This is a genomic window from Streptomyces sp. SolWspMP-5a-2, from assembly GCF_900091845.1.
In the GTDB taxonomy this organism is placed as follows: Bacteria; Actinomycetota; Actinomycetes; order Streptomycetales; family Streptomycetaceae; genus Streptomyces; species Streptomyces doudnae.
Map to the genome: position 1 here is coordinate 1 of NZ_FMCI01000203.1, position 25190 is coordinate 25190.

At 73.1% G+C, this 25190-nt stretch carries 21 protein-coding genes and 1 tRNA gene; 14 read left to right on the forward strand and 8 right to left on the reverse strand.

Annotated features, from left to right (window positions below; all coding sequences use genetic code 11):
- Positions 1–460 precede the first annotated feature (460 nt).
- The 4 genes from GA0115242_RS20510 to GA0115242_RS20525 all read right to left on the reverse strand — a co-directional run bounded on the left by GA0115242_RS20510 (position 461) and on the right by GA0115242_RS20525 (position 5222).
- Entirely contained in the window at positions 461–1294 is an 834-nt protein-coding gene (locus GA0115242_RS20510; RefSeq protein ID WP_093830553.1) for an S-methyl-5'-thioadenosine phosphorylase, read from the reverse strand.
- 253 nt (positions 1295–1547) lie between these two features.
- Positions 1548–1886, reverse strand: coding sequence for an FmdB family zinc ribbon protein (locus GA0115242_RS20515; RefSeq protein WP_093830555.1), 339 nt, complete (start codon positions 1884–1886; stop codon positions 1548–1550).
- A gap of 67 nt (positions 1887–1953) precedes the next feature.
- Positions 1954–3246: an MFS transporter gene (locus GA0115242_RS20520; protein ID WP_093830557.1), complete on the reverse strand. Its 1293-nt coding sequence runs from the start codon at positions 3244–3246 to the stop codon at positions 1954–1956.
- Between the two features lie 419 nt (positions 3247–3665).
- Positions 3666–5222 carry a potassium/proton antiporter gene (locus tag GA0115242_RS20525; protein WP_093830560.1) on the reverse strand — a complete coding sequence of 519 codons (1557 nt, stop codon included), beginning with the start codon at positions 5220–5222 and terminating at the stop codon, positions 3666–3668.
- 216 nt (positions 5223–5438) lie between these two features.
- On the opposite strand from GA0115242_RS20525, the gene GA0115242_RS20530 reads away from it, so the two are divergent.
- Positions 5439–8294, forward strand: a complete 2856-nt coding sequence (locus tag GA0115242_RS20530) for a penicillin acylase family protein (protein WP_093830562.1) — start codon at positions 5439–5441, stop codon at positions 8292–8294.
- A 68-nt stretch (positions 8295–8362) separates the two neighbouring features.
- Here the strand turns inward: GA0115242_RS20530 and GA0115242_RS20535 are convergent, their stop codons facing one another.
- Positions 8363–8947 (reverse strand): 5-formyltetrahydrofolate cyclo-ligase, encoded by a 585-nt coding sequence (locus tag GA0115242_RS20535; protein WP_202555566.1) that lies wholly within the window; start codon positions 8945–8947, stop codon positions 8363–8365.
- Positions 8948–9079: 132 nt separating this feature from the next.
- Here GA0115242_RS20535 and galU point away from each other — a divergent pair, with 132 nt between their 5' ends.
- The 7 genes from galU to GA0115242_RS20570 all read left to right on the forward strand — a co-directional run bounded on the left by galU (position 9080) and on the right by GA0115242_RS20570 (position 14788).
- Positions 9080–9982, forward strand: coding sequence for a UTP--glucose-1-phosphate uridylyltransferase GalU (galU, locus tag GA0115242_RS20540; protein ID WP_093830566.1), 903 nt, complete (start codon positions 9080–9082; stop codon positions 9980–9982).
- A gap of 4 nt (positions 9983–9986) precedes the next feature.
- The gene (gene glp, locus GA0115242_RS20545) at positions 9987–11309 is read left to right on the forward strand and encodes a molybdotransferase-like divisome protein Glp (RefSeq protein ID WP_093830568.1); all 1323 of its coding nucleotides are present in this window, start codon (positions 9987–9989) and stop codon (positions 11307–11309) included.
- A gap of 103 nt (positions 11310–11412) precedes the next feature.
- Positions 11413–11892: a cyclic pyranopterin monophosphate synthase MoaC gene (gene moaC / locus GA0115242_RS20550; protein WP_093830570.1), complete on the forward strand. Its 480-nt coding sequence runs from the start codon at positions 11413–11415 to the stop codon at positions 11890–11892.
- Complete coding sequence (locus GA0115242_RS20555; protein ID WP_093830572.1) at positions 11889–12404, forward strand: MogA/MoaB family molybdenum cofactor biosynthesis protein; 516 nt, start codon at positions 11889–11891, stop codon at positions 12402–12404. The genes moaC and GA0115242_RS20555 overlap by 4 nt, the downstream gene beginning before the upstream one ends.
- 20 nt (positions 12405–12424) lie before the next feature.
- Entirely contained in the window at positions 12425–13072 is a 648-nt protein-coding gene (locus tag GA0115242_RS20560) for a GNAT family N-acetyltransferase (RefSeq protein ID WP_176729868.1), read from the forward strand.
- A 184-nt stretch (positions 13073–13256) separates the two neighbouring features.
- Positions 13257–14618, forward strand: a complete 1362-nt coding sequence (glpR, locus tag GA0115242_RS20565; RefSeq protein ID WP_093830576.1) for a divisome protein SepX/GlpR — start codon at positions 13257–13259, stop codon at positions 14616–14618.
- A gap of 96 nt (positions 14619–14714) precedes the next feature.
- Positions 14715–14788 (forward strand) — tRNA-Ala (locus tag GA0115242_RS20570).
- 143 nt (positions 14789–14931) lie between these two features.
- On the opposite strand, the gene GA0115242_RS20575 is transcribed toward GA0115242_RS20570, so the two are convergent.
- Positions 14932–15414, reverse strand: a complete 483-nt coding sequence (locus tag GA0115242_RS20575; protein WP_093830601.1) for a GNAT family N-acetyltransferase — start codon at positions 15412–15414, stop codon at positions 14932–14934.
- A gap of 48 nt (positions 15415–15462) precedes the next feature.
- On the opposite strand from GA0115242_RS20575, the gene GA0115242_RS20580 reads away from it, so the two are divergent.
- A complete protein-coding gene (locus GA0115242_RS20580; protein ID WP_093830578.1) occupies positions 15463–16287 on the forward strand; it encodes an exodeoxyribonuclease III in 825 nt (274 codons plus the stop codon).
- A 25-nt stretch (positions 16288–16312) separates the two neighbouring features.
- On the opposite strand, the gene GA0115242_RS20585 is transcribed toward GA0115242_RS20580, so the two are convergent.
- Complete coding sequence (locus tag GA0115242_RS20585) at positions 16313–16933, reverse strand: MerR family transcriptional regulator (RefSeq protein WP_093830580.1); 621 nt, start codon at positions 16931–16933, stop codon at positions 16313–16315.
- 170 nt (positions 16934–17103) lie between these two features.
- Here GA0115242_RS20585 and GA0115242_RS20590 point away from each other — a divergent pair, with 170 nt between their 5' ends.
- The 4 genes from GA0115242_RS20590 (at position 17104) to GA0115242_RS20605 (ending at position 20762) form a co-directional block, all read left to right on the forward strand.
- Complete coding sequence (locus tag GA0115242_RS20590; protein WP_093830582.1) at positions 17104–18645, forward strand: flavin-containing monooxygenase; 1542 nt, start codon at positions 17104–17106, stop codon at positions 18643–18645.
- Complete coding sequence (locus tag GA0115242_RS20595) at positions 18642–19586, forward strand: alpha/beta fold hydrolase (protein ID WP_093830584.1); 945 nt, start codon at positions 18642–18644, stop codon at positions 19584–19586. Before GA0115242_RS20590 ends, GA0115242_RS20595 begins: the two co-directional genes overlap by 4 nt.
- Complete coding sequence (locus GA0115242_RS20600) at positions 19583–20461, forward strand: SDR family oxidoreductase (protein ID WP_093830586.1); 879 nt, start codon at positions 19583–19585, stop codon at positions 20459–20461. The genes GA0115242_RS20595 and GA0115242_RS20600 overlap by 4 nt, the downstream gene beginning before the upstream one ends.
- A 91-nt stretch (positions 20462–20552) precedes the next feature.
- The gene (locus tag GA0115242_RS20605) at positions 20553–20762 is read left to right on the forward strand and encodes a hypothetical protein (RefSeq protein WP_093830588.1); all 210 of its coding nucleotides are present in this window, start codon (positions 20553–20555) and stop codon (positions 20760–20762) included.
- Between the two features lie 258 nt (positions 20763–21020).
- Here the strand turns inward: GA0115242_RS20605 and GA0115242_RS20610 are convergent, their stop codons facing one another.
- Entirely contained in the window at positions 21021–24287 is a 3267-nt protein-coding gene (locus tag GA0115242_RS20610) for a S41 family peptidase (protein WP_093830590.1), read from the reverse strand.
- A 182-nt stretch (positions 24288–24469) separates the two neighbouring features.
- Here GA0115242_RS20610 and GA0115242_RS20615 point away from each other — a divergent pair, with 182 nt between their 5' ends.
- A complete protein-coding gene (locus tag GA0115242_RS20615; RefSeq protein ID WP_093830591.1) occupies positions 24470–25069 on the forward strand; it encodes a TetR/AcrR family transcriptional regulator in 600 nt (199 codons plus the stop codon).
- Positions 25070–25190: the final 121 nt, after the last annotated feature.

Genomic DNA, 25190 nt, shown 5'->3' on the forward strand with positions numbered 1-25190 from the left:
CGGTCACGGCGAGACCGGCGGCGACGGCCCGGCGCCGGTGCCGGACGAGCCTGTCCAGGCGGTACCGGGCGCCGCGCACCCGCACGGGGTCGAAGCGCGGCACCTCGCACGGGGCGGGGACGAGCGGGGGAGGGGGCGGGAAGGGAGCGAACGGCACGAGAGGTCACCACCTGGGACGGGAATCGGCTCTGCCCGCCCAGAGTGGGCCCTCGCGGCGATCCCCGCCGGGGCCGGTGGACGACGAGCGGACTGTGGAAAACCCGCCCACCCGAACGTGCCGTTCCGCCCCCACCGAGCCAGAAGCCCCGAGCCCCCGGCCCCCGACTCCCGCCCACACCCTCGGCAGTGCGAACCCTGAGTCCTGAGCCCCGCCCAAACCCACGGCAGTGCGAACCCCGAGTCCCGAGCCCCACCCACATCTACGGCAGTGCGAACCCCTGGTCCTGAGCCCCGCCCACGCCTACGGCAGTGCGAACCCCGGGTCCATGCCGCCCAGCGCGTTCGCGCACAGGCACTCCCGGTCCGCCGTGGCCGGGAGCGCGGCCACCGCGTCGAACAGCACGCCCCGCATCCGGTCGACGTTCGCCGCGAAGACCTGGAGGACCTCGTCGTGGGAGACGCCCTCGCCGGTCTCCGCGCCCGCGTCCAGGTCGGTGACCAGGGTCAACGAGGCGTAGCACAGCTCCAGTTCACGGGCGAGCGCGGCCTCGGGGTGCCCGGTCATGCCCACCACCGACCAGCCCTGCGCCTGGTGCCAGAGCGATTCCGCGCGGGTCGAGAAGCGCGGCCCCTCGATCACGACGAGCGTGCCGCCGTCCACCGGCTCCCACGCGCGGCCGTGCGCCGCCTTGAGGACGGTGGCCCGCCCGGTCGGGCAGTACGGGTCGGCCAGGGAGACGTGCACGACGTTCGGGACGGTGCCGTCCGGCAGCGGCAGCCCGTCGAAGTAGCTGCCCGCCCGGGACTTCGTACGGTCGACGAGCTGGTCCGGCACCAGCAGCGTCCCCGGTCCGTGCTCGGGCCGCAGACCGCCGACCGCGCACGGGCCGAGGACCTGGCGCACCCCGACCGAGCGCAGCGCCCAGAGGTTGGCCCGGTAGTTGATCCGGTGCGGCGGCAGATGGTGGCCGCGGCCGTGCCGGGGCAGGAAGGCTACGCTCCGGCCGGCGATCTCGCCGAGGAAGAGGGAGTCGCTGGGCGGGCCGTACGGGGTGTCGATCTGGACCTCGGTCACGTCGTCGAGGAACGAGTAGAAGCCCGAGCCGCCGATGACACCGATCTCTGCGTTCGCCATGGTCGGCACAGTATCGGGACCCGTCCGCACCCCGGGCACCCCCTACCCGCGGGAACCCCGGCTCCGGGCACCCCCTACCCCCGGGCATCCCTTACCCCGGAAACCTCTGCCCGGGAGCCCCGGCCCCGGGAACCCCCTACCCCGGGAACCCTCTGCCCGAGAACCCCGGTCCCGCCCCCTCCGATGGCCCCGGAGAACGCCGAGGACCCCGCCGTCCCGTGACGGCAGGGTCCCGCGGGTGTGCTGAGGCTGGCTAGGCCGCCGACGTGCTGCTGGACGACGAGCCGCCGCTCGACGACTTCGTGTCCGAGGACGACGAGGAGGTCGACGGGCTCGACGACGAGGAAGAGGCCGAGGACGTCGAGGACGACGGCGTCGAGGACTTGCTCGTCGACGGCGCGCTGCTCGACGAGGAGCCGCGGCTGTCGTTGCGGTAGAAGCCGGAGCCCTTGAAGACGATGCCGACCGCCGAGAACACCTTCTTCAGGCGGCCATGGCAGGCGGGGCACTCGGTGAGGGCGTCATCGGTGAACTTCTGCACCGCCTCGAGGCCCTCGCCGCACTCGGTGCACTGGTACTGGTAGGTCGGCACTGTCTTCCTCCTGGCACTCTCACTCAGTGAGTGCTAACGACGGTCCATAGTGACGTATTCCAGAGGATCAGTCCACCGCCACCGGCACGCGGTGACCGACGCCACGCGCGACGGTGGTGCCTCCGGCGTGCGTGACCAGGCGCGATCGCAGGGCCAGGAGGACCAGGAACGCCAGCACCGTGCCGCCCATCGGGACCAGGAATCCGGCGCCGCCCCAGAAGCGGTCCTCCAGTTGCCCCGCGACCGTGACCGCCGCCGCCTGGCCGAGCGCGACCGCGCCGGTGAGCCAGGTGAACGCCTCGGTCCGGGCACCGGCCGGGACCAGCCCCTCGACCAGCGTGTACCCGGTGATCAGGGCGGGCGCGATGCACATGCCGACGAGCAGGCCGAGGCCCGCGAGGAGGGGCACGGAGTGCGCCGTCCACAGCCCGGAGGCGGCCAGCGCCAGCGCGCCGTAGCCGACGAGCAGGCGGGTGCGCGGGGCCGTCCGCCAGGCGATGGCGCCGCAGACGACGCCGGAGATCATGTTTCCGGCGGCGAACGTGCCGTACAGGACGCCGTTCAGGCCGGGCTCGCCGATCGACTCGGTGAACGCGGCCAGCGACACCTGCATGCCGCCGAAGACGGAACCGATGCCCAGGAAGGTCACGATCAGCACGCGCACGCCGGGGATGCCCAGCGCGGAGGCGTGCGCCACGCGTGCGTGCCCGGCGGGGGCGACGGCGGGCTGGGTGCGCCTGCTCGCGGCGAACAGCAGACCGCCGACGAGGGTCAGCGCGGCCTCCGTCACCAGTCCCGCGGCCGGGTCGACGCCGGTGCACAGGGCGGTGGCGAGCAGCGGGCCGAGGACGAAGGTCAGCTCGTCCGTGACGGACTCGAAGGCCGCGGCGGTGCTCATCAGGGGCGAGCCCTGGAGCTTCACGCCCCAGCGGGCGCGCACCATGGGGCCGACCTGCGGCACCGAGGCGCCGGTGGGCACGGCGGCCGCGAACAGTGCCCACAGGGGCGCGTCGCCGAGCGCGAGCGCCGTCAGCGTCAGGCCGGAGGCGGTGTGCAGGAGCACACCGGGGACGAGGACCGCGCGCTGCCCGTACCGGTCGGTGAGACGGCCGCTCCAGGGCGCGAAGACGGCCATGGAGACGCCGGTGACGGCCGCGGCGGCGCCCGCCACCCCGTACGAGCCGGTGGTGTGCTGGACCAGCAGCACGATGGAGAGGGTGAGCATCGCGAACGGCTGGCGCGCGGCGAAGCCGGGCAGCAGGAACGTCCAGGCGCCGCGGGTGCGCAGCAGTTGCCCGTATCCCGGGCGGGTGGGAGCCGGCGTGTCCTTCGACGGCTCGGTGGAGACCGTGGATGCCACGGCCCGTGCCTTTCTGCCACCTGGTAGCGCGCCCGTGCGGGGGGCGCCGAGAGCTGTCCTCTTGCGCGGAACTGCGGTAGATGCCGGCATCCACCCAAGAAGGTCGTCCCGGCCGCCATACGGTCGCGCCAGCTCTGCGTCAGGCAGAGTTGGTTCGATCAAGATGCGCCTTGATCCTACAGGGGGCGGGGCCCGGTGCGCCTGTGAAAACGAGCACCACGGGCGCGTTCACCTGTCATCGGCGCCGAGGTCGCCGGCCCGCAACCCCCTCCCGGCCCCCGAGCCCGTCCCCAGGCCGCCCGGCCCGTCCCCGGCTCCCCGGCTCCCCGGTTCCCCGGCTCCCCGGCTCCCCGAGCCCGCCTCCGCCCCCAGGCCGCCTCCCCCCCCAGGCCGCCTCCGCCCCCTGGGCGCTGAGGGCGTCAGCGGTCCGCGTTCGCCCCGTCCGTCCCCAGCCAGCCCGCCAGCTTGCCGCCGTGGCCGACCGCGCGCAGGCGGCGTTCCGCGGCGTCCCTGACCGGGTCGGTGGCGACGACCAGGAGTTCGTCGCCGTGGCGCAGCACGGTCGTGGGCAGCGGGACGAAGGACGTGCCGTCGCGCACGACGAGGGTGACGCCCGCGCCGGGCGGCAGCCGCAGTTCGGCGACCTCGACGCCGTGCATCCTGGAGCCGTCCGGGATGGTGACCGACAGCAGGTGCCCGCGCAGCCGCTCCAATGGCGCCGACTCCACCCCGAGGTCGGCGGCCTCCGCGTCGCCGCCGAGCCGCAGGGTGCGGGCCAGCCACGGCAGCGTCGGGCCCTGCACCAGGGTGTAGACGACGACCAGGATGAAGACGATGTTGAAGATGCGGCGGCTGCCGTCGACGCCCTGGACCATCGGGATGGTCGCCAGGATGATCGGCACCGCGCCGCGCAGTCCGGCCCAGGACATGAGGGCCTGTTCCTGCCAGGGCACCCGCAGGGGCCGCAGGCAGACGAGCACGCTGAGGGGGCGCGCGACCATGGTGAGGGCCAGGCCGATGACGAGGGCGGGCACCACGTCGTCGCCGAGTTCGTGCGGGGTGACCAGCAGGCCGAGCAGGACGAACATGCCGATCTGGGCGATCCAGCCGAGCCCTTCGGCGAAGCCGCGGGTGGCGGGCCAGTGCGGGAGTTTGGCGTTGCCCATCACCATCGAGGCCAGGTAGACGCCGAGGAAGCCGCTGCCGTGGGCGAGGGCGCCCGCCGCGTACGCGGTGACGGCGATGGCCATGACGGCGATCGGGTAGAGGCCGGAGGCGGGCAGCGCCACGTGCCGCAGTCCCCAGGAGCCGAGCAGGCCGACCGCGAGGCCGATGGCCGCGCCGATGGCCAGCTCCAGTGCTATCTCGCCGATCAGGACGTACCAGTGCTCGACCGGGCCCGCGGTGGAGAAGGCGACCACCAGGATGACGACGGGGGCGTCGTTGAAGCCGGACTCGGCCTCCAGGATGCCCGTCACCCGGGACGGCAGCGGGATGCGGCGCAGCACGGAGAAGACGGCCGCGGCGTCCGTCGAGGAGACGACCGCGCCGATGATCAGCGCCTGGCGCCATTCGAGCCCGACCAGGTAGTGCGCTGCCGACGCGGTGATCCCGACGCTGACCGCGACCCCGACCAGTGCCAGTGCGGAGGCGGCCGGGAGGGCCGGCTTGATCTCCTTCCACTTCGTGCCGAGGCCGCCCTCGGCGAGGATCACGACCAGGGCCGCGTACCCGATGACCTGGGTCAGTTCGGCGTTGCTGAAGTGGATGCCGACGCCGTCCTGGCCCATGGCGATACCGATCCCCAGGTACACGAGCAGGCTGGGGAGCCCGCTGCGCGAGGAGATCCGGACCGCGGCCACGGCCACGAGCAGGACGAGCGAGCAGACGAGCAGGATCTGGTTGAGGTGGTGGACAGTCAGCGGCCGTTTCCCTTCCCTGGCTCCCGCACGGCCCGCGCGGGAGCTCTCGTACACAGGACACGACGCCGTACGGCTCCGCACCCAAGTACTTCGTTACCTTACCTAACTCTTGACGATTCCTTGACGCTCATGGGTGCAGGATCGAACATCCTTCCGCGCCAGTACCCCACTCCGCGTCAAGGCGGGTCGGGCCCTGCGCCTATGGTTGCTCCATTGCTCGGTCATAAGCTCAGCCCGCCTGCCGCTCGCGTTAGGACAGCAAGGACAGCGATGCCCCCCAACACCACCGCCTCAACGGGTCAGCAGCCCGGCAAGTCCGGCAGGAAGAAGGGGCGCAAGGGTCGTCTGTTCGTCCTCGTCCTGGTGCTGGCCATCGTCGGAGGCGTCGCGTACGGGGGGTACTGGTCCGTCAGCACCGTCCGCGCGTCGTTCCCGCAGACGAAGGGCAGCCTCACGCTCGACGGTCTGTCAGGACCCGTCGACGTCAAGCGGGACGGCTACGGCATCCCGCAGATCTACGCCTCCTCGGACGCCGACCTGTTCATGGCCCAGGGCTATGTGCAGGCCCAGGACCGGTTCTACGAGATGGACGTGCGCCGCCACATGACCTCCGGGCGCCTGTCGGAGATGTTCGGCAAGGGCCAGGTCAAGAACGACGAGTTCCTGCGCACCCTGGGCTGGGACCGGGTGGCGCAGAAGGAGTACGACACCAAGCTGTCGGCCGCCACGAAGAAGAACCTCCAGGCGTACGCCAAGGGGGTCAACGCCTACCTCGGCGGCAAGGACGGCGAGGACATCTCGCTGGAGTACGCCGCCCTGGGGCTCACCAACGACTACAAGCCGCAGAAGTGGACGCCGATCGACTCGGTCGCGTGGCTGAAGGCGATGGCGTGGGACCTGCGCGGCAACATGCAGGACGAGATCGACCGGGCCCTGATGACCAGCAGGCTGGGCCCGAAGCAGATCAAGGACCTCTACCCGGACTACCCCTACAGCCGCAACAAGGCGATCGTCCAGGAGGGCCAGTACGACGAACTGACCCAGACGTTCCAGCAGAGCGGCACCACCAACACCGCCGTGGGCACGGGCACCGGCACGGGCACGGGCACCGGAACCGGCACCTCCGGCACGGGTACCGGCACCGGAACGGGCACGGGTACCGGAACGGGTACGGGCACCGGCACCGGCGGCGCGGTCGCGCAGGGGTCGGCGGTGTCCACCGGGACCTCGGCGCTGGAGAGCCAGCTCACCGGCCTCTACGACGTCCTGGACAACCTGCCCACCGCCGTCGGGGTGAACGGCCAGGGCATCGGCTCCAACTCCTGGGTCGTCTCCGGCAAGCACACCATCACCGGCAAGCCGCTGCTGGCCAACGACCCGCACCTGTCGGCGTCGCTGCCCTCCGTCTGGTACCAGATGGGCCTGCACTGCCGGTCCGTCTCCGCCTCGTGCCAGTACGACGTCAGCGGATACACGTTTGCCGGGATGCCCGGTGTGATCATCGGTCACAACAAGAACATCGCCTGGGGCATGACCAACTCCGGGGTCGACGTCAGCGACCTCTACCTGGAGAAGTTCAGCGGCGAGGGCTACCTCTACGACGGCAAGGTGCGGCCCTTCACCACCCGCGACGAGACCATCGAGGTGGCCGGGGGCACGGCGAAGAAGATCGTCGTCCGCGAGACGAACAACGGGCCCCTGCTCTCCGACCGCGACAGCGAACTCGTCAAGGTCGGCAAGAAGGCCACCGTCGGCTCCGCCGCACCCGACCGCGGGGACGGCTACGGCATCGCGCTGCGCTGGACCGCGCTCGACCCCGGCACCTCCATGGACGCCGTCTTCGCCATGGACAAGGCGTCGGACTGGGCCGAGTTCCGCGGCGCCGCCGCCCTGTTCGACGTCCCCTCGCAGAACCTGATCTACGCCGACACCAAGGGCCACATCGGGTACACGCTGCCCGGCAGGATCCCCACCCGCGCGGACGGCGACGACGGTTCGCTGCCCGCGCCCGGCTGGGACCCGAAGTACCGCTGGACCGGGTACATCGACCAGGACGAGCTGCCCTTCGAGTACGACCCGGCCCGCGGCTACGTCGTCACCGCCAACCAGGCCGTCGTCGGCAAGGACTACCCGTACACGCTCACCACGGACTGGGGCTACGGCACCCGCAGCCAGCGGATCACCGACCTGATCGAGTCCAAGATCAAGGGCGACGGCAAGATCTCCACCGACGACATGCGCCAGATGCAGCTCGACAACAGCAGCGAGATCGCCAAGCTGCTCGTGCCCAAGCTGCTGAAGCTCGACGTCAAGGACAAGGACGTCCGGCAGGCGCAGGAGCTGCTGGAGGGCTGGGACTACACCCAGGACGCCGACTCGGCCGCCGCCGCCTACTTCAACTCGGTCTGGCGCAACATCGTCAAGCTCGCCTTCGGCAACAAGCTGCCCAAGGAGCTGCGGGTCAAGGGCCAGTGCCTGTGGGTCGACCCGGTCAACACGACCGGGCCCGTCGACCCCACCGAGAAGGTCCGCGAGTGCGGCCAGCGCGACGCCGACCAGGCCCAGCCGGACGGCGGCGACCGCTGGTTCGAGGTGGTGCGCACCCTCATGGACGACGAGGACAGCGACTGGTGGAAGACCCCGGCGTCCGGCACCCGGCCCAAGGCCGACAACCGTGACGAGCTGTTCGCGCGCGCCATGACCGACGCCCGCTGGGAGCTGACCGCCAAGCTCGGCAAGGACATCGACTCCTGGAGCTGGGGGCGGCTGCACCGGCTGTTCCTGAAGAACCAGACCCTCGGCACCGCGGGTCCCGGCTTCCTCAAGTACGTCCTCAACCGCGGTCCCTGGAAGCTCAGCGGCGGCGAGGCCACCGTCAACGCCACCGGCTGGAACGCGGCCGGGGGCTACGGGGTGGTGTGGGTGCCGTCGATGCGGATGGTCGTCAACCTCGGCGACCTCGACAAGTCGAAGTGGATCAACCTCACCGGCGCCTCAGGGCACGCCTACAGCGCGCACTACACCGACCAGACCGACAAGTGGGCCGACGGCGAGCTGCTGCCGTGGTCGTTCACCGGCCCGGCCGTCGACAGGAGCACCAGCGACACCCTGGTGCTCAAGCCCTGACGCGGCACGGCACCGCACGGGCACCCCAGAGGGCCCTCCACGCGCGCGTGGAGGGCCCTCTGGGCGTCTCAGGGGCGCGGCGGGAACCTCCGGACCCCCTCCGGGGTCACCACCGCCTGCACGGGCCGGTCGTGGGCCTCCGCGGGGACGCGCTCCACGACCTCGGCGCCGTACAGCAGCACCATCAGGGCCGGACGGGCGCCCGCGCGCTCCAGACGGGCCAGGACGCGGTCGTAGGAGCCGCCGCCGCGCCCCAGGCGCATCCCGCGGCCGTCGACCGCGAGCCCCGGCAGCAGCACCACGTCCGCCCCGGTGACCGCCTCCGGGCCGAGCCGCTCGCCCGCGGGCTCGAACAGCGTCATCCGGCCGCCGTGACGCACCCGGGCCAGGGAGCCCTCGCCCGTGTACAGGCCCCAGTCCAGGTCGTCGTCCGGCAGCAGCGCGGGCAGCAGGACCCGCACGCCCCGCGCGCACAGCGCGTCCAGGAGCGTGAGGGTGCCAGGCTCACTCCCCACCGACACGTACGCGGCGACCGTGCGCGCCCCGGCCAGCTCGGGCAGCGCGAGCGCGTGCCCGGCCAGCGCGGTCGCCGCCGCACGCACGTCATCGGCCGTCAACCTGCTTCTCACCGCGAGGAGTCCTCGCCGCAACAATCGCTTGTCAGGCTCGTCCCCCGGACCCAGGTCGGACACCGTTCTCACCGCTTCCTCCCGACTGTGCTCATATGAGAGCAAAATAACCGGAGCCTCAGATTCCCTCCCAAGGCACCGGATATGGTTGCGGACATGACTCAGTCCCACCCCAGGATCACCAAGGCCGTCATCCCCGCGGCCGGTCTCGGCACCCGGTTCCTGCCGGCCACCAAGGCCACGCCCAAGGAGATGCTGCCGGTCGTCGACAAGCCCGCGATCCAGTACGTGGTCGAGGAGGCCGTGTCCGCGGGGCTCGACGACGTCCTGATGATCACGGGACGCAACAAGCGGCCCCTGGAGGACCACTTCGACCGCAACTACGAGCTGGAGTCGGCCCTCCAGAAGAAGGGCGACGCGAGCAGGCTCGCCAAGGTCCAGGAGTCCAGCGACCTCGCCACCATGCACTACGTGCGCCAGGGCGACCCCAGGGGACTGGGCCACGCCGTCCTGTGCGCCGCCCCGCACGTCGGCGACGAACCCTTCGCCGTGCTCCTCGGCGACGACCTGATCGACCCCCGCGACCCGCTGCTCGCCCGCATGGTCGAGGTCCAGGAGCGGCACGGCGGCAGCGTCATCGCCCTCATGGAGGTCGCGCCCGAGCAGATCCACCTCTACGGCTGCGCCGCCGTCGAGGCCACCGGGGAGGGCGACGTCGTCAAGGTGACCGGGATGGTCGAGAAGCCCGAACCCGCCGACGCCCCCTCGAACTACGCCGTCATCGGCCGCTACGTCCTCGACCCGCACGTCTTCGGCATCCTGCGCACCACCGAGCCCGGCCGCGGCGGCGAGATCCAGCTCACCGACGCCCTCCAGCAGCTCGCCCAGGACGAGAAGGCCGGCGGCCCCGTGCACGGCGTCGTCTTCACCGGCCGCCGCTATGACACCGGCGACCGCGGCGACTATCTGCGTGCCATTGTCAGACTCGCGTGCGAACGTGAAGACCTGGGACCGGACTTCCGGACCTGGCTCCGCACGTACGTAGCCGAGGAGATGTAGCGAGTTGAGCAACGCCGCGCCCCGCCCCGCCGATCCGGAGCACCTGTGGTCGGTGGAGGAGCACCTGGAGGACATCCTCGCCACGGTGCGCCCCCTCGACCCCATCGAGCTGAACCTCCTCGACGCCCAGGGCTGCGTCCTCGTCGAGGACGTCACGGTGGCGGTCTCCCTGCCCCCGTTCGACAACAGCTCGATGGACGGGTACGCGGTACGGGTCGCGGACGTGGCGGGCGCGAGCGAGGAGTTCCCGGCCGTCCTGGAGGTCGTCGGGGACATCGCGGCCGGCGGTCCCGGATCCCTGCGGGTCGGCCCGGGACAGGCCGCCCGCATCATGACCGGCGCCCCGCTGCCGCCCGGCGCCGAGGCCGTCGTCCCCGTGGAGTGGACCGACGGAGGGCTCGGCGGCGGGCCGGTCACCAGGATGCCCGCCCACAGCCTCGCCCCCGAGGCCGCCGGGGGACAGGTGCAGGTGCACCGCGCGGCCGCGGCACGCGCGCACGTCCGCGCCGAGGGCAGCGACGTCCGCGCGGGCGACCGCGCCCTGGACGCCGGGACCGTCCTCGGCCCGCCGCAGATCGCCCTGCTCGCCGCGATCGGCCGCGGCACCGTCCGGGTGCGCCCGCGCCCGCGCGTGGTCGTGCTGTCCACCGGCAGCGAACTCGTCCAGCCCGACGAGGCGCTCGCCGACGGCCAGATCTACGACTCCAACAGCTTCGCCCTCACCGCCTGCGCCCGGGACGCGGGCGCCATCGCCTACCGCGTCGGCGCCGTCCCCGACGACGCCGAGACGCTCCGCTCCACCATCGAGGACCAACTCGTGCGCGCCGACCTCATGGTGACGACCGGTGGGGTCAGCGTCGGCGCCTACGACGTCGTCAAGGAGGCGCTGGCGCACGTCGGCGACGAGGACGAACCCGGCGGGGGCGTGGAGTTCCGCAAGCTCGCCATGCAGCCGGGCAAGCCGCAGGGCTTCGGCTCCGTCGGCCCCGACCACACCCCGCTGCTCGCCCTGCCCGGCAACCCCGTCTCCTCCTACGTCTCCTTCGAGCTGTTCGTGCGCCCCGCGATCCGCACCCTGATGGGGCTCGACGACGTCCACCGGCCGAGGATCCAGGCCACCCTCGTCACCGACACGGCGCTCACCTCCCCCAAGGGGCGCAGGCAGTTCCTGCGCGGCACCGTCGCCGACGGCTCGGTGCGCCCCGTCGGCGGCGCCGGATCGCACCTGGTCGCGGCCCTCGCGCAGGCCGACGCGCTGATCGTCGTCCCCGAGGACGTGGAGTCCGTCGAGCCGGGCACCGAGGTCGAGGTGGTCCTGCTCGGCTGAGCCCCGCGCCCGGCGCCGGTCGGCCGGTCCTGGTCCGGTGCGCGCGCCGAGTTGGCGGTACCGTGTCGCGCACAACAGGCCCGGACCGGGAGCGCCACACGCCATGAGCACGCAGGACCGACTGACCCACATCGACGAAGCGGGCGCCGCCCGCATGGTCGACGTCTCCGGGAAGGACGTGACCGCGCGCACCGCCCGTGCCAGCGGCCGGGTGCTCGTCTCACCCCGGGTGATCGAACTGCTGCGCGGGGAGGGCGTCCCCAAGGGCGACGCCCTCGCCACCGCGCGCATCGCGGGCATCATGGGCGCCAAGCGCACCCCCGACCTGATCCCGCTCTGCCACCCGCTGGCGGTGTCCGGCGTGGCGGTGGACCTCTCGGTCGCCGACGACGCCGTGGAGATCGTCGCCACCGTCAGGACCACCGACCGCACGGGCGTCGAGATGGAGGCGCTCACCGCGGTCTCCGTCGCCGCGCTCACCGTGGTCGACATGGTCAAGGCGGTCGACAAGGCGGCCGTCGTCACCGACGTGCGGGTGGAGGAGAAGACCGGCGGCGCCTCCGGGACCTGGAGCAGGGCATGAGCGCCGCGCCCTACCGCGCGCTGGTCGTGACCGCCTCCAACCGGGCCGCCGCGGGCGTCTACGAGGACACGGGCGGCCCGCTCGTCGCCGCCGGGCTCGAAGGGCTCGGGTTCACCGTCGACGGGCCGCGGGTGGTCCCCGACGGGGACCCGGTGGAGGCCGAGCTGCGCGCCGGAGCGCACGCCGGGTACGACGTCGTCGTCACCACCGGCGGCACCGGCGTCTCGCCCACCGACCGCACGCCCGAGGCGACCCGCCGGGTCATCGACTACGAGGTGCCCGGCATCCCCGAGGCGATCCGGGCGGCCGGGCGGGAGAAGGTGCCCACCGCGGCCCTCTCCCGCGGCCTCGCCGGGGTCGCGGGCCGCACCCTCATCGTCAACCTGCCCGGTTCCTCCGGCGGGGTGCGCGACGGCCTCGCCGTCCTGGAGCCCCTGCTGCGGCACGCCGTGGACCAGCTCCGCGGCGGCGACCACCCGAGACCCGGCGCCACCCGTGGGGGTGCGAGCTGAACAGCCCCTCCTGGCCGGTCGTGCTGGCGGACGGCGACCTCGTCCTCCGGCCGATAAAGCTGCGCGACCAGCGCCCCTGGCGCGAGGTCAACCGGCGCAACCGCGACTGGCTGCGCCCCTGGGAGGCGACCATCCCGCCGCCCACCCCCAGCGGGCCCATCGCGCACCGGCCGACCTACCGCCAGATGGTCAGGCACCTGCGCTCGGAGGCGAACGCGGGCCGGATGCTGCCCTTCGTCATCGAGTACCAGGGGCGCCTGGTCGGGCAGTTGACCGTCGCCGGGATCACCTGGGGCTCGATGTGCTCGGGCCACGTCGGCTACTGGGTGGACGAGTCGGTCGCCGGGCGCGGGGTGATGCCGACGTCCGTGGCGCTCGTCGTGGACCACTGTTTCCGCACCGTCGGACTGCACCGCATCGAGGTCTGCATTCGCCCCGAGAACCGGCCCAGCCGCCGGGTGGTGGAGAAACTCGGATTCCGGGAGGAGGGGCTGCGGCCCCGATATCTCCACATCGACGGCGCCTGGCGCGACCACCTGGTGTACGCGCTCACCGCGGAGGAGGTCCCCGACGGCCTGCTCAGCCGCTGGCACCGGACCCGTTCCCGGCGGACGTCCCAGGACTCGGCGCCGAACACCTCTCGGAACACCCCCGGCAATCCCGCCTGACGCATTAATTGAATAGATGTTCGAAATTTATCGGCCGAAGGTCACCCTGAGGCATTGAATTCGCCCTCTCGGTGAGCTGCTGATCGCATCGGTCACAAAAAAAGTTCGAAATATCAGCCAGATCGTGCGACACACCGGCTCAATTGGCGGATGGCGTCATACAAACCCCTCTACGGTGTGAGGCGTGAGCAGCAGCGGCCTCATCTACGCAGTCATTGTCGGGGCCTGGGCCGCCTACTTGGTGCCGATGTGGCTCCGTAGGCAGGACGAGCTGAACGAGGCCCGTCCGACGGAACGCTTCAGCACTGCCATCCGGTTGCTGTCCGGACGGGCGGGGATGGAGCGCCGGTACGCCAAGGACCTGCGTGCGCGCTCCGCCGACGAGGGGGAGCCCGACGCGCCCGATCCGGACGCCGCCACCGACGCGGTGGACGTCCGGGCCTTCGCCATGCCCCCGGCGGCCCCCAGGGTCCGCGCCGACGTGCGCGACGGGTCACGCGGCGAGCCGCGCGGCGAGGGACGCGCGCAGACGGCGGGGCGCACGCCCCCCGCGCGCGATCACTCGCAGCGCGAGCACGCCCCGCGTGAGCATGTCCCGCACGCCCCCCGGGAGCGTTCAGCGCACGGCGGGGAGCCGGAGGCGGTCCCGGGCCAGGCGTCCGCTTCTGCCGCCGAACCCGCGGCGGCGCGTGCCGGGCAGGACGTACCGGGACCGGCGGCACCGGCCGACCAGCCGGTCGCGCATCCGGCCCACGACGGACGGCGCGCGCCCTCGGCCGAGGCCGCCGCGGCCCGCGCCCGCCGGGTGAAGGTGCTGGCCCGGCGCCGCCGGACCACCATGATCCTCTTCCTGGCCTTCACCCTCGGCGCGGTCGTCGCCGCCGTCGGCGGGCTCGCGTTCCTCTGGGCGCCCGCGGTGCCCGCCGTGCTGCTCAGCACGTACATCGCGCACCTGCGCTCCCAGGAGCGCCGCCGCTTCGCCTACCAGATGGACCGCCGCCAGGCCGAGGCCGCCGCGCAGCGGCTGCGGGACCGCCAGCGCCAGCCGCGCCGTCGCGCCGTCGTCGAGGCGGACGTCGACGAGCCGGAGGACGCCCCAGAGCAGGAGACCGATCCCGGGCTCTCGGCGCTGGCCGCCGACCGGCGGGCGCTGGTCGAGCAGACCGATCACGCCGAGTGGGTCGACCAGCAGCGGGAGCGCCAGCGCAGGCCGGGGCGCGGCGAGAGCTGGGACCCGGTGCCGGTGCCGCTGCCGACCTATGTGACGGCCCCGGTGGCGCCGCGGGCCACCTCGGACGTCGACCTCGGGGCGCCCGACGCGTGGAGCTCGGCGCGCTCCAGCGCCGTCGCGCCCGAGCAGGAGGCGGACGCCGACGCGGAGGAGCCCGGCGAGGAGCCGCAGGCGCCGGCCGAGGAGAAGGCCGAGGGCGGCGGGCGCAGCGACAAGCGCCGGGCGGCGTCCGCGCGGCGGGCCCGGGAGCGCGGGCGCACCCCGCTGTTCGACCAGTACGAGGACGGCGACCGGCCGCGCGCGGCCAACGAGTAGGGCCGGGCCGTCCGACCTGTGGCGCTGCCGTCGCGGGCGGGCCGGAACGGATTTCCAAGCACGCCGAACGGGGTGCTAGAGTTTCACTCGTTGCAAGGGCCTGTGGCGCAGTCCGGTAGCGCACCTCGTTCGCATCGAGGGGGCCAGGGGTTCGAATCCCCTCAGGTCCACCGCAACAACTCTCCGGAGTAATCCGGGGGAGTTGGGAAGATCCCGTCCGATCACACGATCGGGCGGGATCTTCGCGTTGTGCCCGGCGGTCGGCCCCGGACCCCGTCCGGGGCCGACCGCCGGCGGCGCGGGTGACGGCGGGTCAGGGGGTCAGCGGCTTCGCGAAGCAGCGGCTCGACTCGTGGTGGCGGTAGTAGCCGAACTTCTCGCAGGGCTCGTAGCCGCTGGACGTGTACAGGGCGATCGCCTCCGGCTGCTTGGTGCCGGTCTCCAGGACCATGCGCAGCCGTCCGGCGGCGCGCGCGTCGTCCTCCAGGGCGCTCAGGACGCGGCGGGCGAGGCCCCGGCCGCGCATCCCGGCGCTGACGTACATGCGCTTCAGCTCGGCGTCGCCGTCGAGGTTGCCCTCGCCGTTGGCGTCCTGGACCCGCCAGCCGCCGGTGGCCACCGGGGTGCCGGCGGGGTCGTAGACGATGAGGTAGACGCCGTTCGGGGGTGTGAAGTCGTCCGCGGCGAGGACCGTGGCGTCGCCGCCGTCGCCGTAGCGGACGTGGTACTCGGCCTGGACCTCGTCGTTGAGCTTCACCGCGTCGGGGTGGTCGAACGGCACCGGACGTATATTCATGCTGGACATCGTACTTCTATGCGGAGAGGTGGACACGTGGTTCGTCCAGTGTGCCGGTATCGTGCCGGGGTGCTGACTGTGACCACGGTGAATGTGAACGGACTGCGGGCCGCCGCGAAGAAGGGCTTCGTGGAGTGGCTCGCCGAGACCCCCGCGGACGTGCTCTGCCTCCAGGAGGTGCGGGCCGAACCGGGGCAGCTCCCCGCCGGGGTGCGGGAGCCCGAGGGGTGGCACGTGGTGCACGCCCCGGCCGGGGCGAAGGGGCGCGCGGGTGTCTCCCTGTACACCCGCAGGGAGCCCGACCGGGTGCGGATCGGGTTCGGGTCGCAGGAGTTCGACACCAGCGGGCGGTACGTCGAGGCCGACCTGCCCGGGGTCACCGTCGCCTCTCTCTACCTGCCCTCCGGTGAGGTCGGCACCGAGCGGCAGGACGAGAAGGTGCGCTTCATGGGCGAGTTCCACGCCTATCTGAAGGGGCTGCGGGAGCGGTCCGCGGCCGACGGGCGCGAGGTGGTCGTCTGCGGCGACTGGAACATCGCCCACCAGCAGGCCGACCTCAAGAACTGGCGCGGCAACGTGAAGAACTCCGGCTTCCTGCCGCAGGAGCGGGAGTGGCTCGGCCAGGTCCTCGACCCGCAGGACGGCGGCTACGTCGACGTCGTCCGGGCGCTTCAGCCCGAGGGGGAGGGGCCCTACTCCTGGTGGTCGTACCGGGGGCGGGCCTTCGACAACGACACCGGCTGGCGCATCGACTACCAGATCGCCACCCCCGGCCTCGCCGCGCGGGCCGTCAAGGCGGTCGTGGAGCGCGCGGCCACCCACGCCGAGCGCTGGTCCGACCACGCGCCGGTGACCGTCGTCTACGAGCGCTGACGGGCCCGGTGCCGGGCGGGGGCCGTCAGCCGCGTCTGCGGGTCTCGCGGTCCAGGGCGAGGCTCAGCTCCGCCTCCACCACGCTGCGGGCCAGCGGGCGCAGGCGCTGGAGGTCCTCCCGGGCCGCGTGACGCAGGATCAGCGTGGTGAACAGGTCGGCCAGGGACTCCGTGTGGCGGCGGACCTCGGCGCCCGCCGCGAGCACCTCCGCCAGCGGGATGCCCTCGCGGACCAGCGCGGAGGAGACGTCCAGCAGCCGTCTGCTGATGTGCACGATCTCGTCGCCGTCGGTGCCGAGGTAGCCGAGGTCCATCGCGGCGGCCAGGTTCTCCGGGGTGACCTCGCCCTCGAAGCGGGCGGCGAGCTCCTCGGGGGTGAGGCGGACCGGCTCCTCCTCGGTGGGGGAGTCGACGCCGATCAGGTCGGCCACGTCCCGCCCGTGGTCGAGGGCGTCGGCGAGTTCGGCGATGCCGTTGAGGGTGTGGCCGCGGTCCAGGAGCGCCGAGATGGTGCGCAGGCGGGCCAGGTGGTGGTCGTCGTACCAGGCGATGCGGCCCTCGCGGCGGGGCGGCGGGATCAGTTTGCGTTCGCGGTAGAAGCGCAGGGTGCGCACCGTGATGCCGGCCAGGCTCGCCAGCTCCTCCATGCGGTACTCGCGTCGTCCTCCGTCGTCTGCTGCCACGTCGGCACCCTACGTTGTACCGTCGGTAACTTTCCTTCTCCCGCCCCCTACCCATCGGTAGGGAGCTGTTCTACGCTCCCATTGCGCCAGTGTTCACTGGCAGAGTCCGAGCGGCGATGCGTGGAGGCTTCGGGATGGCCCAGCAGGAGCGGGAAGAACGACGCGGCACCGAACATGTCCGGGTGGCCGTCATCGGATCGGGGTTCGGCGGGCTCGGCGCCGCCGTACGGCTGCGGCGCGAGGGCGTCACCGACTTCGTCGTCCTCGAACGGGCGGGCAGCGTCGGCGGCACCTGGCGCGACAACACCTACCCGGGGTGCGCCTGCGACGTCCCCTCGCACCTCTACTCGTTCTCCTTCGCGCCGCACCCCGACTGGCCGCGCACCTTCTCCGGGCAGGAGCACATCCGCGCCTACCTGGAGCACGTCACCGACCTCTTCGGGCTCCGCCCGCACCTGCGCCTGGACACCGAGGTGCTCCGCATGGCCTGGGACGCCGAGCGGCTGCGCTGGGACATCGAGACCACCGCCGGGCGCTACAGCGCCGACCTCGTCGTCTCCGCCACCGGCCCGCTCTCCGACCCCAAGGTCCCCGACATCCCCGGGCTCGACTCCTTCCCCGGCGAGGTCTTCCACTCGGCCCGCTGGAACCACGGCTTCGATCTGCGCGGCAAGCGCGTCGCCGTGGTCGGCACCGGCGCCTCCGCCATCCAGATCGTCCCGGCCATCGCGCCCGACGTCTCCCGGCTCACCCTCTTCCAGCGCACCCCGCCCTGGGTGATGCCCCGCGTCGACCGGCGCATCACCGGCGCCGAGCGGGCCCTGCACCGGGCGCTGCCGGTCACCGGGCGGCTGCGCCGCGGAGTGCTCTGGGGCATCAGGGAGCTGCAGGTCCAGGCGTTCACCAAGCACCCCGACGAGCTGGGCTTCGTCGAGCAGTTGGCCCGGCGCAACATGGCCCGCGCCATCAAGGACCCCGCGCTGCGCGCCACGCTGACCCCGGACTACCGGATCGGCTGCAAGCGCATCCTGCTCTCCAGCACCTACTACCCGGCGCTCGCCCGCCCCCACGTGGACGTGGTCGCCGCCGGGCTCGCCGAGGTGCGCGGGTCGACGGTCGTCGGTGCCGACGGCACCGAGGCCGAGGTCGACGCGATCGTCTTCGGCACCGGCTTCCACGTCACCGACATGCCCATCGCCGAGCGGGTGTTCGGCGCCGGGGGCCAGAGCCTCGCCCAGGCGTGGAGCGGCGGGATGGAGTCGCTGCGCGGGGCGACCGCCGCCGGGTTCCCGAACTGGATGACCGTCATCGGGCCCAACACCGGCCTCGGCAACTCCTCGATGATCCTCATGATCGAGTCGCAGCTGAACTACCTCGCCGACTACCTACGCCAACTCGACGTCCTCGGCGGGCGGGTGGCCCTCGACGCCCGGCCCGGCGCCGTGCGCGCCTGGAACCGGCGGGTGCAGCAGCGGATGGAGCGCACGGTGTGGAACACCGGCGGCTGCACGAGCTGGTACCTCGACGCGGCCGGCCGCAACACCACCGTGTGGCCGGGCACCACCACCGAGTTCCGGCGGGCGACCCGGCGCGTGGACCTCGCCGAGTACGCGGTGCTGCGGCCCGCCGCCCCCGCCGCGACGGCCTCCGGCGACCTGCGCGAGGTGTCCGCGTGAGCCGCTCCGTCCCGGTCTCCACCGGTCCCTACGCGCCGCCCGTCCCGGCCCGCGTGCTCACCGCCGTCTCCGCCGACGGCACCCGGCTGCACGTCGAGACGCACGGCCCCGAGGGCGCCCCCGCCGTCGTCCTCGCCCACGGCTGGACCTGCTCGACGGCCTTCTGGGCGGCGCAGATCCGCGACCTCGCCGCCGACCACCGCGTCGTCGCCTACGACCAGCGCGGCCACGGGCGCACCCCCGCCGGCGCCGTCTGCTCCACCGACGCCCTCGCCGACGACCTGGAAGCCGTCCTCGCGGCCACCCTCGCGCCCGGCGAGAAGGCGGTCGTCGCCGGGCACTCGATGGGCGGCATGACCGTCCTGGCCGCCGCCGCCCGCCCCCGGTTCCGCGAGCACGCGGCCGCCGCCCTGCTGTGCAGCACCGGCGCCTCCCGGCTGGTGGCCGAGTCGACCGTCGTCCCGCTCGGGCCGGGGGCGCTCAGGACCGGGCTGACCCGGCGCGTCCTCGGCTCCCGGGCCCCGCTCGGGCCGGTCACGCCGGTGGCCCGGCGGGTGCTGCGCTACGGGACGATGGGCCCCGGCGCCGCCCCTGGGACGGTCGACGCGTGCGCGCGGATCGTGCACGGCTGCCCGACCCGGGTGCGGCACGCCTGGTCGAAGGTGCTCGACACGCTCGAACTCGACCACGCGGTGGGCGAGTTGCTGGTGCCGACGGCGGTCGTCGTGGGCACCGCCGACCGGCTCACCCCGCCCGTGCACGCCCGCTCGCTGGTGGCCGCGCTGCCGAACTGCGTGGGCTCCACCGAACTGACCGGCGTCGGGCACATGACCCCGATGGAGGCGCCCGAGGTGGTCTCCGGGCGGATCAGGGAACTCGTCGCCGGGTACGGCACGGGGGCGCAGGGCGGCACGGACGTGACGATCAAGGAGGGCGCATGAGCAGGGTCCGTCTCGAAGGACAGGTGGCCGTCGTCACCGGCGCGGCGCGCGGGGTGGGTGAGCTGCTCGCCCGCAAGCTGTCGGCGCGCGGCGCGACGGTGGCGCTGGTCGGCCTGGAGCCGGAGGCGCTCAAGGAGGTCGCCGGGCGGCTGCACGGCGAGGGCGGCCACTGGTACGCCGACGTCACCGACCACGCCGCGATGACGCGGGTGGCCCAGGAGGTCAAGGAGCGGTTCGGGAAGATCGACCTGGTGGTCGCCAACGCCGGGGTGGCGACCGGCGGCCCGTTCGCCGACTCCGATCCGGACGCCTGGCGCCGGGTGATCGAGGTCAACCTCATCGGCTCCGCCGTCACCGCCCGCGCCTTCCTGCCCCAACTGGCGGAGAGCCGCGGCTACTTGCTCCAGATCGCTTCGCTGGCCGCGCTCACCCCCGCCCCGATGATGACCGCCTACTGCGCCTCCAAGTCGGGCGTGGAGGCGTTCGCGCACAGCCTGCGCGCCGAGGTCGGCCACAAGGGCGTGCGGGTCGGGGTCGGTTACCTGTCGTGGACCGACACCGACATGGTGCGCGGGGCCGACCAGGACGAGGTGATGCGGGAGTTGAGGCAGCGGCTGCCGTGGCCGTCGAACAAGACGTATCCGCTGGGCCCCGCCGTGGACCGGCTGGTGGACGGCATCGAGCGGCGCTCCGCGCACGTCTACGGGCAGTGGTGGCTGCGCGGGATGCAGGGGGTGCGCGGCGCTCTGCCGGGTCTCATCGGGACGGTCGGGCAGCGGGAGATGCGGCGGTTCGGACCGCGGCTCGACGGGATGCGGGTGGGTCTCGTCGGCGCGGGCGGCGCGGCCGACGAACAGGCGCGTCACGCACCGTGATCGGTCGAGATGCGCGGGGTGAGCGGCCGTGTGAATCTGGTCGAGGCCCCACCGAGGGCCACGACCCCCCTCACTACGGGAGTGAACCCACATGGGTATGAAGGACCAGTTCCAGCAGAAGGCCGACGAGCTCCAGAACCGCGCCGAGCAGAAGCTCGGCCAGGGCCGCGACGAGGCGCAGCAGCGCGCCCGGCAGGGCCAGGAGCAGGGCCAGGACGCGCAGGAGCGCGGCCGCCGTCACATGGACGACGCCGAGCGGGAGATGCGTGACCGTCGACCGGGCCGGGACGCCGACGCCTGACGACACCGCGGTGAGCCGGGAGGCGCCCCTGACGAGGGGCGCCTCCCGCGCTGTGCGTGGGGGCGGGGGCGGGGGATCGAGGGCTGGGGAGTCGGGGGCCTGGGGTGCTGCGGGGCGCGTGGGGGCGCCTGGAGGTGTCAGGGAAGCCCGGTGGCGTCTGGGATTGTCAGGGAGGCCCGGTGGCGCCTGGGGGTGCCGGGGAGCGGCCCGCGTCGGGCGTCTCCCCCTCACATCCCCCCCCGCATAGGCCGTCCCCCCTCACCTCCCCCCGCGCGGGGGCAGCGGGGGGCGGGAGCGGTTCGGGGTCGCGGAGTAGTCGGGCGGGGTGGCGGGCGGGGTCAGCTCCAGCAGGTGCAGGGCCAGGTCCACCGCGTCGTCGAGCTGCGCGTGCCTGCCCTCGGCCCAGTCCAGCGGGGTGCGCAGGGCCTCCAGGTCGGGGGCGACGCCGTGGTTCTCGACGCCCCAGCCGTACGCGTCGAACCAGGCCGCGTTCATCGGGACGGTGATCACCGTGCCGTCGCCCAGCCGGTGCCTGCCGGTCATGCCGACCACCCCGCCCCAGGTGCGCTGCCCGACCACCGGGCCCAGCTTCAGCAGCTTGAACGCGGCCGTGATCATGTCGCCGTCGGAGGAGGTCGCCTCGTCCGCGAGCGCCACCACCGGGCCCCTGGGCGCGTTGGAGGCGTACGAGACGGGCTGGGCGTCGCGGGTGAGGTCCCAGCCCAGGATGGTGCGGGTCAGCTTCTCCACGACCAGCTCGCTGATGTGGCCGCCCGCGTTGCCCCGCACGTCCACGATCAGCGCGGGCCGGGACACCTCCATCCGCAGGTCGCGGTTGAACTGCGCCCAGCCCGAGCCGCCCATGTCGGGGATGTGCAGATAGCCGCACCGCCCGCCGCTCAACTCCCGTACCACCTCGCGGCGTTTGGCCACCCAGTCCTGGTAGCGCAGCGGCCGTTCGTCCAGCAGCGGGACGACCGCGACCCGCCGGGCGAGCCGGGTCCCGCCCTCGGCGGGCACGAACGTCAGCTCCACGGTGGTGCCGCCCGCGCCCGCGAGGAGCGGGAAGGGGCCGGTCACCGGGTCCACCGGCCGGCCGCCGACATGGGTGAGCACGGCGCCCTCCCGGATGCCGGTACCGGCCAGCGGGGAGCGCGCCTTGGAGTCGGAGGAGTCGCCGGGCAGGATCCTGCTGACCGCCCAACCGTCGTCGCGGCGGACGAGGTTGGCGCCCAGCAGGCCCTGTCCGCGCTGGTAGTGCGGCGGGCCCTCGTTGCGGCGGGCCGGGGTGACGTAGGCGTGCGAGGTGCCGAGTTCGCCGAGGAGTTCGCGCAGCAGGTCGGCGAACTCGTCCGGGGAGGCGACCCGTTCGACCAGCGGGCGGTACTGGTCGAGGACCGCGTCCCAGTCGATCCCGCACATCCCCGGGTCCCAGAAGTAGGCGCGGATGATCCGGCCCGCCTCCTCGTAGGACTGGCGCCACTCGGCGGCCGGGTCGACCTGGTGCAGGATGCGGCGCAGGTCGATCCAGACGGTGGTGTCGCTGTCGCCGATGTCGGTGGCGGGCACGGCGCGCGGTTCGTCGTCGTCCACCACGACGAGTCTGCTGCCGTCGCCGCTGACCTCGAACCAGTCGAGGTGGCCGACGAGTTCGGACTTCTTCGCCTTGCTGATGCTGAAGTGCTCCAGGGTCGGCCTGCCGCTGGTGTCGTCCGGGTTGGCGAACGTCTCGCCGAGCGCGCCGGAGATCGGCCAGCGCAGCCAGACCAGGCCGCCGCCCGCGACCGGGCAGAGCGCCGAGTACTTGGAGGCGGTGACCGGGAACGGTGTCACCCGGCTCTCCAGGCCCTCCACCTCGACGATCACCGAGCCGTCGGCGCCCGGGTCGTCCGTCACCGGGTCCAGGCCGCCGGCCGCGGGCCTGCCCTCCGGGCTGAGCGCGAACGGGGAGGGCGTCGCCGACGACAGCGGGACCAGGTAGGGGCGGCAGCCGAGCGGGAACGACAGGTCGCCGGTGTGCACGTCGTAGACCGGGTCGAAGCCCCGCCAGGACAGGAACGCGAGGTAGCGGCCGTCGCGGGTGAAGACCGGGTTCTCGTCCTCGAAGCGGCCGTTGGTGACGTCGACGACCAGCCGCTCGGTTCGGCCGGGGGCGGGGACCCGGGCCATCTTGATCTGGCGCAGGGAGCGGCCGATGCCCGGGTGCGACCAGGTCAGCCAGGCGCCGTCGGGGGAGAACGCGAGGTCGCGGACCGGCCCGTTGACGGAGCGGATCAGCTCGGTGACGGCGGGCGCGGCCAAGGGCTCCCCGGGGTCGACCGCGGTGTCCAGGAGCAGCAGCCTGCCGTCGTGCGAGGCGACGGCGAGGCGTTCGCCGCGCGGGTCGGCGACCATCTCCAGGACCCGGCCGAGCGCGCCGGAGGCGAGTCTGCGCGGCGGCCGCTCGCCGGAGGCCCGGGGCAGGTGCGCGATCTCGACGGCGTCCTCGCCCTCGGCGTCCGTCACATAGGCGATCTGGCCGACCGGTCCGAGCATCGACGGGAGCCTGACCCGCACGCCCGGGGTGTCGCTGATGGTGCGGGCCGGGCCGTCCCGGTGGGTGAGCCAGTACAGGCTGCCGCGGACGACGACGGCGCTGGCCCGGCCGGTCTCGTCGACGGAGACGCCGTCCACGTGCTGGGCGGCCGGTACCTGGTAGGGGCGCCGCCCGGCGCGCGGGCCGCCGAGCCGCACGTCGAGGCGGTGCGGGCGGGAACCGGCGGAGAGGTCGTCGACCAGCCAGAGGTCGCCCGCGCACTGGTAGACCACCCGGGTGCCGTCGCTCGCCGCGTGCCGGGCGTAGAAGGCGTCGTGGTCGGTGTGGCGGCGCAGGTCGGAGCCGTCGTGGGCGCAGGAGTAGAGGTTGCCGACGCCCTCGTGGTCGGAGAGGAAGGCGATCCGGCCGCCGGCGAACATCGGCGAGTGCAGGTGGCCCGCGAGGCCGGGCAGCAGCCGCTCGCCGTGCAGCCACAGCCGGCCGGTGGCCCCGCCGCGGTAGCGCTTCCAGGCGGCCGGTTCGTGCGGCGGGGTGCCGCTGAGCAGCAGGGTGCGGCGCTCGCCGCCGAGGTCGGCGACCTGGATGTCGGAGACCGGGCCCCAGGGCAGCCGCCCGCCGGGTTCGCCGTCCAGGCAGACCTTGTGGGCCCAGGTGAAGTAGGAGAACGGTTCGCCGTGCGAGGCGACGGCGAGGACGGCGCCCTCCGGGGTCCAGCCGCGCACCTGGGTGTCGGCCGACCCCCAGTGGGTGAGCTGGCGGCCGGGACCGCCGTCGACCGGCACCACGTGGATCTCCGGCACCAGGCTGCGCCAGCTCGTGTACGCGATGTGGCGGCCGTCGGGGGAGAGGCGGGGGGCGCCGGTCTTCGTGCGGTCGACGGTGAGCCGCCGGGCGCGGCGCGGTTCGCCGAGGGAGGTCAGCCAGAGGTCGTCCTCGGCCACGAAGCACAGCAGGTCGCCGGTGAGGTGGGGAAGGCGCAGGTAGCTCACCTCCCCATGCTTTTCCCGCGCGCCGGGCGCAGCAAGTCGTGGACGGCCGCCGACCGGGTGCTTATGCCCCGCTGACACTCGTGACCCAGCACACGTACGAAACGGTTTCGTTTCTCTAGGCTCTGCGATACATTCATCACGTACGACACCGGGTGGCAGCAGGAGAGGAAAGGGTGAGTCGCATGGCTGAGGTCGCAACGGCGCGTCGCAGTCGAATCACGCCCGAGCGCGAGGCCGAGCTGTACGAGGCCGTGCTCCACCTGCTCCGGGAGGTCGGCTACGACGCCCTGACCATGGACGCCGTCGCCGCCCGCACCCGGTCCAGCAAGGCCACCCTCTACCGGCAGTGGGGCGGCAAGGCCGAACTCGTCGCCCGTGCGGTCCGGCACAGCAAACCGGGCGGTGTCTCCGACATCGACACCGGCACCCTCAAGGGCGACCTGCACGCCCTGACCCTGCGCTCCGACGACTGCGCCATGGAGCAGAACTCCGCCCTGATGCGGGGCCTCGCCATGGCCATGCACGGCAACCCCGACCTGCTGAAGGCGTTCAAGGAACACCTCGTCGAACCGGAGCTTGCCGAGTTCCGGCGGATGCTGGAACGGGCGATCGACCGCGGCGAGGTCCGCGCCGACAACCCCGCGCTCGACTACCTGATCCACATGATGATCGGCGGCTTCGCGGCCCGCACCCTGATCGACGAGATGCCCCCGACGCAGGCCTTCCTGCTGTCGTACATCGACGCCGTGGTCCTCCCCGCCCTCGGCGTGCCCACCAGCTGACCGATCCCCACCCCCACCTCACCACCTGACGTCACCGCTCACGTCGTCGGGACGATCACCCCTGCCTCCCCGCAGGGCTGGTCACCCCTGCCCGCACCACCAACGACCTGACCGGGAGTAC

Excerpts from the sequence above, each read along its gene's own strand:
- moaC (WP_093830570.1), top strand. The coding sequence starts at position 11,413 with ATGAGCACGCAGGACCGACTGACCCACATCGACGAAGCGGGCGCCGCC.
- GA0115242_RS20510 (WP_093830553.1), bottom strand. The coding sequence starts at position 1,294 with ATGGCGAACGCAGAGATCGGTGTCATCGGCGGCTCGGGCTTCTACTCG.
- galU (WP_093830566.1), top strand. The coding sequence starts at position 9,080 with ATGACTCAGTCCCACCCCAGGATCACCAAGGCCGTCATCCCCGCGGCC.
- GA0115242_RS20555 (WP_093830572.1), top strand. The coding sequence starts at position 11,889 with ATGAGCGCCGCGCCCTACCGCGCGCTGGTCGTGACCGCCTCCAACCGG.
- GA0115242_RS20615 (WP_093830591.1), top strand. The coding sequence starts at position 24,470 with ATGGCTGAGGTCGCAACGGCGCGTCGCAGTCGAATCACGCCCGAGCGC.
- GA0115242_RS20600 (WP_093830586.1), top strand. The coding sequence starts at position 19,583 with ATGAGCAGGGTCCGTCTCGAAGGACAGGTGGCCGTCGTCACCGGCGCG.
- GA0115242_RS20590 (WP_093830582.1), top strand. The coding sequence starts at position 17,104 with ATGGCCCAGCAGGAGCGGGAAGAACGACGCGGCACCGAACATGTCCGG.
- GA0115242_RS20530 (WP_093830562.1), top strand. The coding sequence starts at position 5,439 with ATGCCCCCCAACACCACCGCCTCAACGGGTCAGCAGCCCGGCAAGTCC.
- GA0115242_RS20605 (WP_093830588.1), top strand. The coding sequence starts at position 20,553 with ATGGGTATGAAGGACCAGTTCCAGCAGAAGGCCGACGAGCTCCAGAAC.
- GA0115242_RS20575 (WP_093830601.1), bottom strand. The coding sequence starts at position 15,414 with ATGAATATACGTCCGGTGCCGTTCGACCACCCCGACGCGGTGAAGCTC.
- GA0115242_RS20585 (WP_093830580.1), bottom strand. The coding sequence starts at position 16,933 with ATGGAGGAGCTGGCGAGCCTGGCCGGCATCACGGTGCGCACCCTGCGC.